The organism is Lactobacillus gallinarum DSM 10532 = JCM 2011 (assembly GCF_001434975.1).
Taxonomy (GTDB): domain Bacteria; phylum Bacillota; class Bacilli; order Lactobacillales; family Lactobacillaceae; genus Lactobacillus; species Lactobacillus gallinarum.
Map to the genome: position 1 here is coordinate 1 of NZ_AZEL01000018.1, position 15,492 is coordinate 15,492.

The following is a 15,492-nucleotide window of genomic DNA, read 5'->3' on the forward strand; positions in this document are numbered from 1 at the left end:
GATCATATCTATCAAGCAGCTTAAGTGTTCAATTTATTATTGCAATTTACGAATTTTAAATTAAAGGTTCTCATCCATGTTGAAGGTTAACTTAGACATGTTAATTGAATCAATCATCATTTGGCCCCAAAGCTTTTCAGTTTCCTCACGAGTATGAGCAACTGTCTTTTGGTTTTCCTTAGTCAAGTAATCAGTTAATTCTTCACCTGATTTGCCATCAGCACCCTTAATAATTTCTTCAACACGATCTCTGAAGTAACGGTTAAGTTCAGTTAAGTATGTAGTGTCAAGTTGAACAAATTGTGGGTAATGACTTTCAACAAGTGCAGCAAATGACTTGTAGTACCACCATGCATCATTCATGTTGTAATCCATTGAAGTATTGTTATATGAAGGATCAGTATCATTCATATTAGCAAAGAATGGAACAAATGGAGTAAAGGTTGGACCACCAATACATAGCCACATAATAGCTGCACGATCTTCTGGCACATCACTTCTAATTTGCAAAATGTGGGCATTTTGAGTACGGTTCAAACCAATTGGACGATAGCGGTGCTTTTCTTCTTCAGTACCTTTGCCAAATGGATCATATGGAGTGTCTTGGTAGTGTGAACCCAAAGCAAATTGAATATCTTCTTTAGTGATCTTTTTAGCAGCCTTACGAATGAATGGAATATCACCATCTTGTGGATCTTGTTCAATTTCTGGGTTAAACAACTTTTGAATGTACCATTGACGATTAGTGTTGTAGTGACGGTCTTGTTCAGTGTAAGTACCAAAAATGTGGCGGAAGTTCCAGCCCTCATGATCAGGATTCAAATGATGTTCTTCAACAAATTCTTGAATTCCTTCACTCCACATGAAGTAATCAGGATTATCAAAATCAACTTGTTCAATTGCCACACGGTTACCAGTAGCTGCATAACAATCATCTGGGATACGTTCTGCAACCCAATGGTGACCAGTAACAATTTCCATGTACCAAATTTCGTCTTTATCACTGAAAAGAACTGAATTACCAGCTGGTGAACCATACTTAGCAATCAACTTACCTAAGTATCTAACACCGTCTCTAGCGGAATGAATATATGGCAAAACTGAAGTTTGCATACAGTCTTCATCCAAACCATCTTTAACAAGTGGATCAAATGCTAAAGTACGTTCATTACCATATGTTGATTCAGTACATGACATAGCAACGTTTTCTTCGTTAATACCACTTTCGTCGTAATAACCGCGATGCTTGTAATCAACGTTTGGAACAGCTGGAACACGTTGAGCGTCTTCTGGTAAATCCATTTCAAACTTGTTAAGCCATGACTTAATGTGTTTCTTTTCACCATGACGAGCTGGTTCGATAATAAACTTTTGTGGGGTGATTGGACGGAATGTATCATCATTACGAGCAATCATAGTAGTACCATCGATTGAGGCTTTTTTACCTACCAAGATAGTAGTACATGCACTATATTCTTTCATAAAATTCTCCTTATAAAACTATATACACTTAAACTTTATCACTAGACTAAGCCATGGAAAAGACCAATTGCATAATTTGCGGCATCAAAATCAGCCAAATCTTCAGCTTTTTCACCAAGTCCAACCAATTTAACCGGTAAGTTCATCTCATTACGGATAGCCAAGACTACCCCACCTTTAGATGAACCATCAAGCTTAGTTAAAACCAGACCCGTTAATTTGGTTGTCTTATCAAAATCTTTAGCTTGGAGCAAGGCATTTTGTCCGGTTGAACCGTCAAGAACCAATAATGTTTCAGTTGGTTGGTCAGGCAGAAGCTTTTTAATAGTTCTTTGAATCTTTTCTAGCTCAGCCATGAGGTTCTTTTTGTTTTGCAAACGGCCAGCAGTATCAACTAACAAGTAATCAGCTTTTTCATTAATTGCACGTTCAGTTGCATCATAAACAACAGAAGCAGGATCAGCTTTTTCTTTTCCAGTTACTACAGGAACATCAACGCGTTTGCCCCACTCAACTAATTGTTCTACGGCACCGGCTCTGAAGGTATCAGCCGCAGCCATGATAACTGACTTACCTTCATCTTTAAAGCGTTTTGCAAGCTTACCAATAGTAGTAGTTTTACCTGCACCATTGACGCCGACAAAGAGATAAACATTAGGCTTATCTTCGGGGTGATAAATTAACTTTTCATCTTCACTGTTGCCACCCTTGTCATACAAGTCAACCAATTTTTCAACAATAACCTTTTTCAGATCATCACGAGATTTGGCATTTTGCAATTTGGCTTCTTCACGAAGTTCATCGGTTAATTGTTCTGCTGTCTCATAACCTACATCAGATTCAATCAATAAATCTTCCAAATCATCAAAGAAGTCCTCATCAACAGTTCTAAATTTAGCAAAGAATGCATTAAGTCGAGCGCCAAAACCTTTATTGGTTTTTTCCAAACCTTTTTCATAAAGTTCTTCTTGTGAGGAATCTTCATCTTCTTCTAGTTCTTCAGTTTCAGGTTCTTCCTCGTCTGTTTCGGTTTCCGCCTCTTCAGTAGTTTCAGATTCTTGAGGTTCTGTTTCCTGTTCCTCTTCAATTTCAGCGGTTTCTTCAGATTCAGGCTCTTCTTCATCCTCTGCTACTTCTTCTGAAGCTTCAGACTCGTTATCCTCTTCAATGGGTTCTGTTTCTTCTTGCTTGTCAGATTCAGCAGATTCTTCAGATTGTTCCTCTTGAGCAACTGCTTCACTATCGTCCTGTTTTTGCTCTACTTCTTCTTGTTTTTCCTGCTCTTCTTTTTTCTCTTCTTCGTCATCTTTTTTACCAAAGAGAGACTTTTTAATTCGATCAAATAATCCCAATTATTTCACCCCGTTTTTCTTTTTCATTTCTTTTAATGATACTGACAATACTTGAGATATACCAGATTCTTGCATTACCACACCATACAATTGATCAGCTTGCTTCATTGTTCCTCGTCTATGAGTAATCACAATAAACTGTGTCTTTAAATTATATTTAAGTAAAAATTGAGCAAAACGTGTGACATTTGCATCATCAAGCGCTGCTTCAACCTCATCAAGTAAACAAAATGGTACTGGATTTACCTGCAACATTGCAAATAATAATGTTATCGCAGTTAATGCCCGTTCACCACCAGAGAGCAAACTTAAACGCTGTAACTTCTTGCCAGGTGGCTGAGCGATAATCTCAATTCCTGTTTCTAATAAATTATTTGGTTCAGTTAATTCAAGCTTAGCCTTTCCACCGCCAAAGACAAGTGGGAAAATCCGCTTAAAGCTTTCAGCCACTGCCTCAAATGTTGCTTTAAATCGACTCTTAACCTCTTCATCTAATTCATTCATTGATTTTTCAAGGTCATCACGAGCTTTAAGCAAGTCATTTTGTTGACCATTCAAGAAGTCATAACGCTTTTTAACATCTTCATATTCTTGAATAGAATCCAAATTAACTGGACCAATGTCTTCAAGTGACATTCGATGCAGTTTAACACTTTTAGCTAATTTTTCTCGAGTTTCTTGATCATTTTGACCTTCAGCTTGAGCAATAGCGGCTTCAAATGTTAATGCATAATCATCACACAAAGTTTCTAAGCGTTGATCAATCAAACTATTAAACTTTGCAATTTTAACAGAATAATCTTCCTGTTCGATTGCCGCATCCTTACGCAAATCATAATTTCGACTAGCAACTTGATCTAACTGATTAATTTGCGCATCAAATTGTCCGAGTTGTGAACTAAGCTCATTTAATTTATTTTGCAGTTGTTCGTTCTTTTGTTTAATTTTTTCCTTCTGCTTCTTTAAATCGGTGTTCTTCTTAACAGAAAGTTCTCCATTTTGATTAAGATCTGTTAATTTCTCCTTTAAATCAGCAGCCTGCTTTTCATTATTATCAATTTGATTGCGTTTATCTTTTTCTTGAACAGCTAGATTTTCTAATTTATTTGCAAAAACTGCGATTTGTGGATCAAGCTTGGATAATTCACTTTGCACACGTTGACTTAAATTATTAAAGTTCTTAATACGTAATTGCAATTCATTCATTTGGCTCTTTTTCTCTTCACCTTGCTTAGATAAAAGAGCCTGCTTATCATTTGCTTCTGCAATCCGCTTTTGCAATTCAACTATATGATCATTCCGCTGCTTCACACGTGATTCATATAAAGTATTAGCATCTTGAAGTCGCTTAACCTCTTTTTCTTGATTTTGGAAAGAAATAGCTGCTTCATTAATCGTTTGATTAATTTCTTGCAAAGAATCATGCAATTTTTGCAACTTATTTTCTACTTTAACGCTTTGATCAACCAAATCTTTTAATTGTGCTTGGTCTTCCTTAAATGATCTAGTTAAACTACTGATTTGCTTTTCTAACTGATTAATTTCAGTTGCCGTCTGCAATGGTGAATTATTGCGCAGGTTCTTTTGTCCACCAGTCATAGAACCGCCCGGTGAAACAACATCCCCATCTAAAGTAACTATTCGATAACGACCAATTCGTTGAGAAATTGCCATTGCGTTTTCGATTGTATCGACAATCACAACACTGCCTAACAAGTAATTAATTGCGGCAGTAATATTATGATCCGTTTTGCTTTCTACTAGCTCACTGGCAATTCCCTTGAATCCATTAAAGGACTTCAAGGTAGTTACTGTAGATTGTGGAATGGTATATTGGCGTAACCCATCTAATGGCAAAAATGTGGCACGACCAGCTCTACTGCGTTTTAACTGATTAATTGCATTTTTAGCACTATTACGGCTATCTGTAATCAAATCTTGAACGCCGCCACCAAGAGCTGTAGTCATCGCTGCTTCAAGTTCAGCTGGGAAAGTAAGCAACTCACCTACGGCACCAATTACGCCAGGAAAATCATTTAAATGATTCAAGACGTTACGGACACCGTAGTAATAACCTTCATGACGTTTTTGAATATTAATTAAAGCTTCATGACGGGCTTCGATCTTTTCCAGTTTATTCCGCTCATCATTAACTGTTTGCTGCAGACGCCTAATTTGATCATTCAAGTCATTACTTTGATCACTGGCTTCAGCAAAAGCCGCATTTTTGTCTTTACGTTTAGCAGTTAGATCTTTACCTTCGGCTCGTAATTTTTCCAGTTCTGCTTTAGCTTCAGATAGTTGTTTACCCACATCATTGCTTTGATAAGTGGTGTCAGCCTTACTACGCTTTAGCTCAGTATTCAAGTTAATTACTTGATTGTTAACCGCAGCTTGATCTTGCAATAATTGAATGTAGTCGTTACGACAATCCTCCAGTTTCTTATTGAGTTCTTCTGGATTTTCACTCAATTCACCTGTAAGCTTATCCCGCTTTTCTTGTAAAACCGCTTGTTGCTTCTTAAGGCTAGCTTGATCTTTTTGTAAACTTTCCAAATGAGCGTTCAGTTGTACCAGGCTCTTCTTCAGCGTTTCAACTTGATTTTGATATTCGATCTTAGTAGCATCATCAAATTGACGTGATTGTTCAGCCATTTGCAAGTTAGCATTCAAATCTGATAATTGCTGACTTAATTTTAATAATTCATTTTGAACTTTTTCTCGTTCATCCCGAATTTTTTGGTACTCTGCTCTTTTTTCTGAGACCGCATTTTGAGATTCTTTAACTTCAGCATCTAATTTTGATAATAAAATCTTATTCTTATCAGCTGATTTTTGAATAGTTTCTTTTTGCTTATTAATATCTTCGATTTCAAATGCTAATAAACTCTTTAGTTCTTTATCTAAACCAGCCTTTTGAAACTTATATTCTTTGGCTAGCGAACTTTGTTCATGCAGCGGCTCTAAGCGGCCCTCAAGTTCTTTTACTAAATCATTAATTCGAATCAAATTATCTTGAGTCTTCTTAAGTTGCCCTTGAGCTGCTTCTTTTTGCTGTTTAAAGTGAAGCACACCCGCAGCTTCTTCAAAAATTACGCGGCGCTGTTCCGGACGTGAATTTAAGATTTGATCAACTCGTCCCTGAGAAATAATAGCTAAGCTATTTTGCGATATACAAGAATCGAGAAAAAGCGTCCGTACATCACGCATGCGGACTTGCTGTCCATTAATCAAAAACTCACTATCGCCAGAACGTAAAATATTTCTAGTAATTGAAACTTCGTCCGTATCAAATGCTAATTCACGTTTGCGATTATCAAAAATTAAGGTAACTTCAGCTTTATTTAATGGCTTACGATATTGACTACCAGCAAAAATGACGTCCTTCATGTTTGTTCCACGAAGAGACTTAGCGCTGGATTCACCCATTACCCAACGAATAGCTTCTGTAATATTACTTTTACCACTACCATTAGGACCAACAATACCAGTTATTCCATCATTAAAATGAATAGTTGTTCTGTCAGCAAATGATTTAAAACCATCGAGCACTAATTCTGTTAATGGCACCTTTTTAAATCCCCTTACTCTAATTTTTGTAAAGCTGCTTTAGCGGCTTGTTGTTCTGCAGCTTTCTTGTTATGACCTTCACCTTGTGCTTGAACTTGATCATTAATCTTTAATTCAACTACAAAATGTGATGGCAATTGTGATTCACTAAGTACCGAATATTCAATATTTACTGGACCATTTTGTTGTAATAACTCCTGCAAATCGGTCTTATAATCACGTGAATCATCAAATTCGCCTTTATCAATCAATGGATAAACAGTTAAATGCAAAAAATGTTCAACTGCTGGCATCCCTTGGTCAAGGAATAAAGCGCCATTGAATGCTTCAAAAACGTCTTCCAACAATGTTTTACGATTACGAGCACCAGCTTTTTCCTCACCATTACCTAAATGAATTTCATTTTGAAAACCACATTCAATCGCAAATTCAGAGAATCCTTCAGTTCTAACAATATTAGATCTTAACCGTGTTAATTCTCCTTCATTTAATTTAGGATAATGACGGTATAAATAATCAGAAACAGCCAATTCAAGAACGGCATCACCTAAAAATTCCAACTTTTCATAATCACGAATTCCATCGTTAGGATGCTCATTTGAATATGAAGAATGCGTAAATGCTTCTTCTAATAGCTTTTCATTATTAAATTCAATATTATATTCATCTTTTAATTTTTTTAGAAATTTTGTACTTACCATAAAATTGCCCCTTTTATACCTTTAAATTATACCAGTTTTAGTGCTATATTTTGAATGCAAAAAAGTCACTTCTAGAATTAGAAGTGACTTTTCGTTTTTAAGCTTAATTTTACTTAGTATAAGCAACATTGTACCAGTTAGGGAAACCATTACCCATTGAGTCAGATGGCTTAAGTGAGTAGCCAGTAAGTTTCTTGTTAACTGCAGTAATAGTGTAACTGTTTGATACAGGAAGAACGTAAGCTTCGTCATCCATGTACTTTTGCCATTCGTGGAATTTATCAATTCTGTATTGGTGGTTAAAGGCCTTTTGTGAGTCCATTTCATCAAGAAGTTGAGTGTTCTTCTTAGTTACGAAACGAGAATAGTTCATTGGAGCTGTTTGACTGTAAAGGTCGTTTGGTGATGGTTCACTTGAAAGTGACCATGCACCCATGAACATATCAACTGATGGGTCATCGTTTTGAACCTTGTCGTAGAATGAGTTAAATTCAATTAAACGACCGCCAGTAAGCTTAACGTTCAAACCTTCCTTCTTCCATTGTTGGATGTAGTTTTGGATGATTGGTTCTTGGTTAGCATTACCACTCATAGCTGCAAGATGAATAGTCAAAGGCTTACCGTTAGGTTGTACACGATAAGTACCCTTCTTCTTGTATCCAGCCTTGTCCAAGATTTCGTTACCCTTCTTAATGTTGTATGAGTAACCCTTAACATCCTTGTCGAAGTAGTCACCGAATTGCTTAGGAATCAAAGTAGGAATTCTAAAGCTTAAGCCGTATGAGTAACGCTTAGCAACTTGGTTAACGTTCATACCGTAACCAATGGCTTGACGAAGAGCCTTGTTGTTCATCTTGGACTTAGGGTTCATTACGTTTTCGCCCTTCTTAGCGTCCCACTTACCTACCTTAAAGCCAAGGTATGAGTATGAAAGTGGAACAGTAGCAATGAAGTTAACGCCCTTAGTATTCTTAACGTTTGGCCATTGTGAGTTGATAACTTGGATAACGTCAAACTTGTTTGACTTAATACTTTGAGCAACTGAGTTAGGATTAATTACACTAGCAGTAATCTTAGTAATCTTTGGCTTGCCCTTGTAGTAATATTCGTTAGGAACCCAAGTGGTTGATTGACCACGAACAAGTTTTTGTAACTTGTATGGACCAAAGAACAACGGTCTCTTACGAATCTTATCACTAGACATTAAGTCTTTGAATTTAACATCTTTTAAGTAGTGGTATGGTGCAGCTGCTTCCCAAATATAGCCGTTACCACTAGTGTTCATGCCTGGCTTCATATTCTTAAAGTGAAGAACAACCTTACGACCATTTTCACCATCTGGCATTTCAAGACCAGAAATAGTGCTTGCCTTACCTTCGTGGTATTCTTTCAAACCTACCAAGTCAGCTAAACTTGCAGTGTAACGTTGTGACTTAGAATCCTTGTTAGCAATGATTTCGTAAGCATATTCATAGTCTTTAGCGGTTACTTGCTTACCATCTGACCACTTAACACCCTTCTTAATGTTAATAGTTGCAGTCTTAGCCTTTTGATCAATCTTAATAGTAGCTGCACCCTTATTGTTGAACACATAGTGATCATCGGTACCAAAAAGACTCTCAGCACCATATTGCATAACTTCACTATCAGTATTAGAAGTTGAAAGTTCATCATTAAAAATTCCAGTAAATGGTGTATCAGTTTCAACCGCAACCTTTACTGTACCACCATTTTTAGTGGCTTTAGTTGGAACAGCTTGGCTAAATTTAGCGGCGTTAGAAGCTTCATTGGCATTAGAGCCAGATTTACCACAAGCTGCTAGTGTAAGGGCAACACCTGATAAAAGTGTAATGCCAGCAAAAACTTTTGCCTTTTTCATTAGTAAAAATCCTCCATAACTTGGAACAAGTTGACTTATCCATAATATCACTATTACAAAAAAGTTACAACAGCATGAAAACGGCAGGTATCTTTTTTAAGATATCTGCCGTTTTTTTATATTAGTTATTAGATTTTATAATATGAAAGTTTATGTAAAGGATTATTTATTGTTTATAATTTTGGAGATTTTTACTAGTGTGCCTAATTACTTAGCGTAACCTACTTGGTACCATAATTGGTGCCCGTTGTTGTTTTGTGATGGCTTAGTTGAGTAACCGGTGATCTTGTTGTTTACAGCATTGATACTGTATGAGTTGCTGGTTGGGATTACAAAGGCTTCATCGTACATGTACTTTTGCCATTGGTGGAAGACCTTTACGCGGTACTTAGTGTTAAATGACTTCTCTGAGTCCATTTCAGCAAGCAACTTGTTGTTTTCTGGAGTTACGAAACGTTCGTAGTTCATTGGTGAAGTTTCACCGTACATGCTTCCTTGTGATGGTTCAGAAGCTAAGTTCCAACCTGCTTGGAAGAAGTCGATATCCTTAGAATCGTGTTGAACCTTGTCGTAGAATGAGTTGAATTCCATCAAACGACCACCAGTAAGCTTAACGTTCAAACCGATCTTGTGCCATTGTTGTAAGTAGTTTTGAGTAATAGCTTCAGCGTTTGGTGAACCTGACATAGTAGCAAAGTGAAGTACTAATGGCTTACCGTTAGGTTGTACACGCCACTTACCCTTCTTCTTGTAGCCAGCCTTGTCCAATAATTGGTTAGCCTTCTTCAAGTTGTAGTTGTAGCCCTTGATGCTGCTGTCGTGGTATGCACCGAAGCCTGAAGGAATTAAAGTATTAACTCTGAAGCTCAAGCCTTGGGTGTAACGCTTGTTAACGGCATCAATGTTCATTGCGTAACCAATAGCTTGACGCAATGACTTGTTGGCAACCTTGGAGTTCTTATCCATGACATTCTTGCCAGTCTTAGCGTCCCATTTACCCATCTTAAAACCAACGTAGCTGTATGCCAATGGAACTTGAGCAACCCAGTTAACACCCTTGGTGTTCTTAACTTGATCCCATTGTGAGTTAATTACGCCAGTGATATCGAACTTGTGACTCTTAATAGCTTGTGAAGCTGAGTTAGGGTTAACTACTTGGATTACAACCTTGTTTAACTTTGGTTTACCTCTCCAGTAGTACTTGTTTGGTACCCAAGTTACTGATTGACCACGAACAAGCTTATCAAGCTTAAATGGACCAAAGTATAATGGCTTCTTTCTGATTTGGTCACATGATTGAAGCTTGTTAAATGGAATATTCTTTAAGTAGTGGTATGGTGCAGCTGATTCCCAGAAGTAGCCGTTACCTGAGAAGTACATACCTGGTCTCATTTGTTTGTAGTGAATTACAATTGTACGGCCATTTTCACCATCTGGCATTTCAATACCGGAAATAGTCTTAGCCTTGCCTTCGTGGTATTCTTTCATACCTTGAATTGATTCAAGAGTTGAATCGTAACGTTGTGCTTGAGTCTTCTTGTTTGCCAAGATTTCGTATGGATATTCAAGGTCTTTAGCATTTACTTGCTTACCGTCTGACCACTTAACACCCTTCTTAACAGTGATGGTTACTGTCTTGGCCTTACGGTCAAGTTTCATAGTTGCGGCACCTTTATTGTTAATTCTGTAATAATCATCAGTATCGAATAATGATTCTTCACCAGGTGCAGCTACACTTGAGTCAATTGCGGAGGTTGATAATTCATCTGAAAAGATTCCAGTAAATGGAGTATCAGTTTCCAATGCTACAGAAACGGTACCACCTTGCTTGGTAGCTTTCTTAGGAGTTGAATCTGGAAACTTCTTAGCATCCTTTGCTCCTTGGTTATTACTGCTACCGCTTTGACCACAAGCAGCCAATGCTAATGCGGCTGCGGAAACTACTCCTACAGAACCTAAAATCTTTGCTAATTTCATATAATTATTCCTCCATCTAGGACATCTTTTATGTTTTTTATTAATAATCTTTGAATCAAGTTGATGATTAAATAATACCACGATATATTAGTTTTTCAATAGTTTTATGAAATTAATTTTAATTTTTATTTTATTAGAATTGCATAACTTTATTATTATGCAGACACAAAAACAGCTCTATCAAGCGATAGAGCTGTTTTAATATATTTATTAGATTATTAATTTTCACGTTGTCTTGCGTCACCTGCACGTTGTAAGGCACGACCAACATAGTTAATACTTAAGGAAATAACCAAAAGCAAGATAGTAGCTGGGAGCCATAACCATGGACGGTTAATAACGTTAACTGGGTCATTAGCAAATCCAATCAAAGTACCAAGTGATGGTGTAGTGGTTGGCAAACCGTATCCCAAGAAGGACAAACTAGTTTCAATACCGATGTTACCAGCAATAGTCAAAACAACGTCGATGATAATCATTGAAGTGATGTTAGGCAAAACTTCACGGAACATAATTTGGAAGTTAGATGAACCTGAAGTCTTTGATGCCAAAACATAGTCACGGTCACGCTGTGAAAGGATGAATGAACGGTAGTAACGTGCCGTCGGCGTCCATCCAAACATGGCAATCAAGAATACCAAAGTTACAGCGTTGTAGTTAGGAATAACTGTAGTCAAAACAATGATAATTGGCATTTGTGGCAAAATTTGAATGAAGTCAACTATTCTCATGATGATGGCATCAACAACACCACCGTAGTAACCAGAAACTAATCCGACTACCAAACCAACAATTTCAGTAATTACAGTAACTGAGATACCGATCATGATTGAGTTACGTCCACCCATGATGAGCAGTTTCAAAATATCACGACCACCATCGTCAGTACCTAGAAGGTGACCCCCTTGGCCCCAACCGTAGTATGCGTCAACGATGTTCATTTCAGTAATTTGTGCTCTGTTCAAAAACAATGAACCACCGAAAGTAAGCAATAAAATTAAAATAATGATAATTAAAGCTGTAAGTGCAGACTTAGAACGTAAAATTTCACGTACAGCCACCCTGAATCCAGAAGGTGGGAGAGTAGCCTTCGGTGTAGCGTCTTTTTTACTTGCTTTCTTTGTAGCAGTATCTTTCTTTTTATCAGCCATTTCTTCTCTCCTCCCTATTGAATTCTAATACGTGGGTCAATAATACTCATGATGATATCTGAGAGCAAGTTACCAATTAGAGTCAAGATACCAAAGATAAGAATCAAAGCAGTTAAAGTGGTGTAGTCACGTTGACTGATTGAGTCAAGGAACAACTTACCCATACCAGGATAACTGAAGACACTTTCAATAATCATTGAACCACTAAGAAGACCAGTAATAGTGTTACCAAGGAAGGCAGCAATTGGCAATAATGAATTTCTCAAAATATGCTTATGGAAAACTACATTTTCAGGAACACCCTTACTGCGGGCAGTTCTAACGTAGTCCTCAACCTTGTTATCAACAATACCTGTTCTCAAGTACTGTACAGTACCAGTAGTAGCAATCAAGGCATACAAAATAGCTGGAAAAATCATGTGGTAAAGTCTACTGCCAAGTACACCCCAGAATCCTGAGGCGTTGGCTGAAACTGAACCTGAAATTGGGAACCAACCCAAGGTAAAGCCGAAGAGCCATAATCCTAAGATATAGAATACGAAGCCCGGTGTAGCTAAAGTAATGTAGTTAAAAATTTGTACACCAGTATCTTGCCATTGGTCTTGGTGACGACCAGCAGTAATACCAAGAGGAATCGCAATACTATAAGTTAAGATAGTTGTCAAAAGTGATAACCAGAAAGTATTATTTGCACGGTCTGCAATTAATGATGTTACAGGTACGTGTTGAATATAACTTGTACCAAGATCACCATGGAATAAGTTGCCTACCCATCTAAAGTATTGAACATACCATGGATCATAAAGACCAGCAGCTCTTCTTAAAGCTTCGATTTGTTTAGGGTCGGTGTTAGGGTTAATTGATCCACTGAATGGGTCACCTGGCATCATCTTAGCAAGCAAGAAGACCAACAGACTCAAGATAATCAATTGTGGGATCATGATTAACAAACGCCGTAAGATTGTTTTCCACATGCTTAATCACTCTCCTTTTCTTCTCGTTCTTCGAGTTCAGCTTCTTGAGCCATATCTTCAGGCAATGCTACCCAGTGCTTAGGTGCAACCTGTTGCAATGGATATACACGTCCGTCCTTGTCATACCATTTGCCTTGGTTTTCCTCGAATTCTTTTTCTACTTGTTCACGGTGTTTCTTATGTTCTTCACGATGTTCAACGTCAACTTGAGGAATAGCAGAAAGAAGTCGCTTAGTATAAATGTGAATTGGGTGCTTGTAAATTTCTTCACGACTACCTAATTCAACCAAACGACCACGGTGCATAATAGCTAAGTTTTCTGACATGTGCTTAACAACACCTAAGTCGTGAGAAATGAAGAGATATGCAATGTTGTATTGTTGTTGAATATGCTTCATGAAGTTCAAAACCTGAGCTTGAACTGATAAGTCCAAAGCAGAAGTTGGTTCGTCGGCAACAATTAATTTAGGGTTAGTAGCAACGGCACGAGCGACACCAATTCTTTGACGTTGACCACCAGAGAATTCATGTGGGTACTTGTAAATTGCATCACTAGGCATCCCTACGATGTCAAGCAAGTCCTGTACACGATCACGTTCTTGATCGGTAGTCAAATTTTCAAAGTTTCTAATTGGTTCAGCAATGATGTCTTCAATTCTCTTACGAGGGTTCAAACTTGACATTGAATCCTGGAAAATCATTTGAACATCTTTGTTATAATCAAGCTTCTTACGATTGCTTGCCTTAGTGACGTCCAAACCCTTATACATGATTTGTCCGCCAGTAACTTTTTCAACCCCAACGATTGCTTTACCGGTAGTTGATTTACCAGAACCAGATTCACCAATCAAACCGTAGGTTTCACCTTCGTTAATTGAGAAGTTTACACCATCAACGGCACGAACATAATCTGTAATTCTGTTCCAAAAGCCGGAGCGAATTGGGTAATAGACTTTTAAATCTTTTATTTGGATAATTTCTTTTGCCATAAATTACTCCCCGCTTGCTGCTGTTGCTTTTTGCGTACTGTCTTCATCCTCAAAGTGGAATGTCTTCCAGCAGGTACATCTTACCCAGTGACCAGGTGCTACCTCATGAACACGTGGCTCCACCTCATGGGCACTTGCAGGAATCCAAGGAATTCTTGCAGCAAATCGATCACCACTACGTGGCATATTCTTAAGAGATGGTACAGTACCCTTGATAACATGAAGGTCTTCATCAGTATCATCAGATTGAGGCATTGAATTAAGAAGTGATCTTGTATATGGATGAAGTGGATTTTCAAAAATTGTCTTAACATCTGATTTTTCAACAATTTGTCCAGCATACATAACCGCAACTTCATCAGCAGTCTCAGCCACAACGCCCAAGTCGTGGGTAATCAAGATAATACCTGAATGTGACTGTCTTTGAATATCTTCTAGCAAGTCCAAAATTTGAGCTTGAATAGTTACATCCAAAGCAGTAGTTGGTTCATCAGCAATAATTACTTCTGGCTTACATGCAATAGCCATCGCAATAACTACACGCTGACGCAAACCACCTGAAAGTTCATGTGGGTACATCTCGTACATTTCTTCAGGTCTAGGCATTCCTACTTGATTAAATAATTCAATAACTCGTGCGTGACGTGCTTTTTCATCCATATCAGTATGGTAATAAAGGGTCTCGGCAACTTGGTCACCAACACGCATTAATGGATTTAAACTAGCAAGTGGATCCTGAAAGATCATCCCGATCTTATCTCCACGAATCTTGTTGAACAATGATTCATTCAAACCAACAAGGTTCAATTCATTATAAAGAATGTCCCCTGTAACTTTAGTATTTTTATGGTCGTACAATCCAATAATACTTGAAGCGATAGTACTTTTACCACAACCAGATTCACCAACAATGGCTAAAATCTCGTCGCGCTTTAAAGTTAAATTAATATCGTCCGCAGCATCATAGAACTTCCCTTGCAAACGGTACGCCGTATGCAGGTGCTGTATATCTAGTAATAGATCACTCTGCTTTTCCAAAGGTCATTCCTCCATTTATAGCTTTTTTTATTAAAAGCTGTTTAATCTTTTCTATTTATTTTCTAATTATAAACACAAAGTCGGTCGTATGCAAATAACGATAGGGCTTTTTTTTAGGAAATTAACCTTGATGTGACTTAATATATAATACAGCGTCACCAACGGTCTTAATTTTCTCAGCTTCGTCATCAGGAATTTCTGAACCAAATTCATCTTCAAGTTGCAAAATAAATTCAACTAAGTCGATAGAATCAGCGTCTAGATCATTTGTAAAATTAGTATTTTCAGTAATTTTATCTTGATCAACATTAAAATTATCGGCAATTAAGGTTTTAATTTTATTAAAAATTTCTTCTTCTGTCATACAAATTCTCCTTTT

11 protein-coding genes are annotated in these 15,492 nt (G+C 37.4%); all 11 read right to left on the reverse strand.

Going from position 1 to position 15,492, the window contains the following annotated elements; all coding sequences use genetic code 11:
• Positions 1 to 60: 60 nt before the first annotated feature.
• The 11 genes from FC37_RS03000 to acpP all read right to left on the reverse strand — a co-directional run bounded on the left by FC37_RS03000 (position 61) and on the right by acpP (position 15,477).
• Positions 61 to 1,482 carry a C69 family dipeptidase gene (locus tag FC37_RS03000; RefSeq protein ID WP_025005827.1) on the reverse strand — a complete coding sequence of 474 codons (1,422 nt, stop codon included), beginning with the start codon at positions 1,480 to 1,482 and terminating at the stop codon, positions 61 to 63.
• Positions 1,483 to 1,523: 41 nt separating this feature from the next.
• On the reverse strand, positions 1,524 to 2,834 hold the full coding sequence (ftsY, locus tag FC37_RS03005; RefSeq protein WP_025005828.1) for a signal recognition particle-docking protein FtsY: 1,311 nt from the start codon (positions 2,832 to 2,834) through the stop codon (positions 1,524 to 1,526).
• Positions 2,835 to 6,404: a chromosome segregation protein SMC gene (smc, locus tag FC37_RS03010; RefSeq protein WP_025005829.1), complete on the reverse strand. Its 3,570-nt coding sequence runs from the start codon at positions 6,402 to 6,404 to the stop codon at positions 2,835 to 2,837.
• A gap of 14 nt (positions 6,405 to 6,418) precedes the next feature.
• The gene (gene rnc / locus FC37_RS03015; RefSeq protein WP_025005830.1) at positions 6,419 to 7,105 is read right to left on the reverse strand and encodes a ribonuclease III; all 687 of its coding nucleotides are present in this window, start codon (positions 7,103 to 7,105) and stop codon (positions 6,419 to 6,421) included.
• A 109-nt stretch (positions 7,106 to 7,214) separates the two neighbouring features.
• On the reverse strand, positions 7,215 to 8,984 hold the full coding sequence (locus tag FC37_RS03020; RefSeq protein ID WP_056945476.1) for an oligopeptide ABC transporter substrate-binding protein: 1,770 nt from the start codon (positions 8,982 to 8,984) through the stop codon (positions 7,215 to 7,217).
• Positions 8,985 to 9,191: 207 nt separating this feature from the next.
• Positions 9,192 to 10,961, reverse strand: coding sequence for an oligopeptide ABC transporter substrate-binding protein (locus FC37_RS03025; protein ID WP_025005831.1), 1,770 nt, complete (start codon positions 10,959 to 10,961; stop codon positions 9,192 to 9,194).
• Between the two features lie 218 nt (positions 10,962 to 11,179).
• The gene (locus FC37_RS03030; protein WP_025005832.1) at positions 11,180 to 12,112 is read right to left on the reverse strand and encodes an ABC transporter permease; all 933 of its coding nucleotides are present in this window, start codon (positions 12,110 to 12,112) and stop codon (positions 11,180 to 11,182) included.
• A 14-nt stretch (positions 12,113 to 12,126) separates the two neighbouring features.
• Positions 12,127 to 13,086: an oligopeptide ABC transporter permease gene (gene opp4B / locus FC37_RS03035; protein WP_025005833.1), complete on the reverse strand. Its 960-nt coding sequence runs from the start codon at positions 13,084 to 13,086 to the stop codon at positions 12,127 to 12,129.
• Positions 13,087 to 13,088: 2 nt separating this feature from the next.
• Positions 13,089 to 14,075: an ATP-binding cassette domain-containing protein gene (locus FC37_RS03040; protein ID WP_025005834.1), complete on the reverse strand. Its 987-nt coding sequence runs from the start codon at positions 14,073 to 14,075 to the stop codon at positions 13,089 to 13,091.
• Between the two features lie 3 nt (positions 14,076 to 14,078).
• Positions 14,079 to 15,113 (reverse strand): ABC transporter ATP-binding protein, encoded by a 1,035-nt coding sequence (locus FC37_RS03045; protein ID WP_025005835.1) that lies wholly within the window; start codon positions 15,111 to 15,113, stop codon positions 14,079 to 14,081.
• A 121-nt stretch (positions 15,114 to 15,234) separates the two neighbouring features.
• A complete protein-coding gene (gene acpP, locus FC37_RS03050) occupies positions 15,235 to 15,477 on the reverse strand; it encodes an acyl carrier protein (protein WP_025005836.1) in 243 nt (80 codons plus the stop codon).
• Between the last annotated feature and the right edge of the window lie 15 nt (positions 15,478 to 15,492).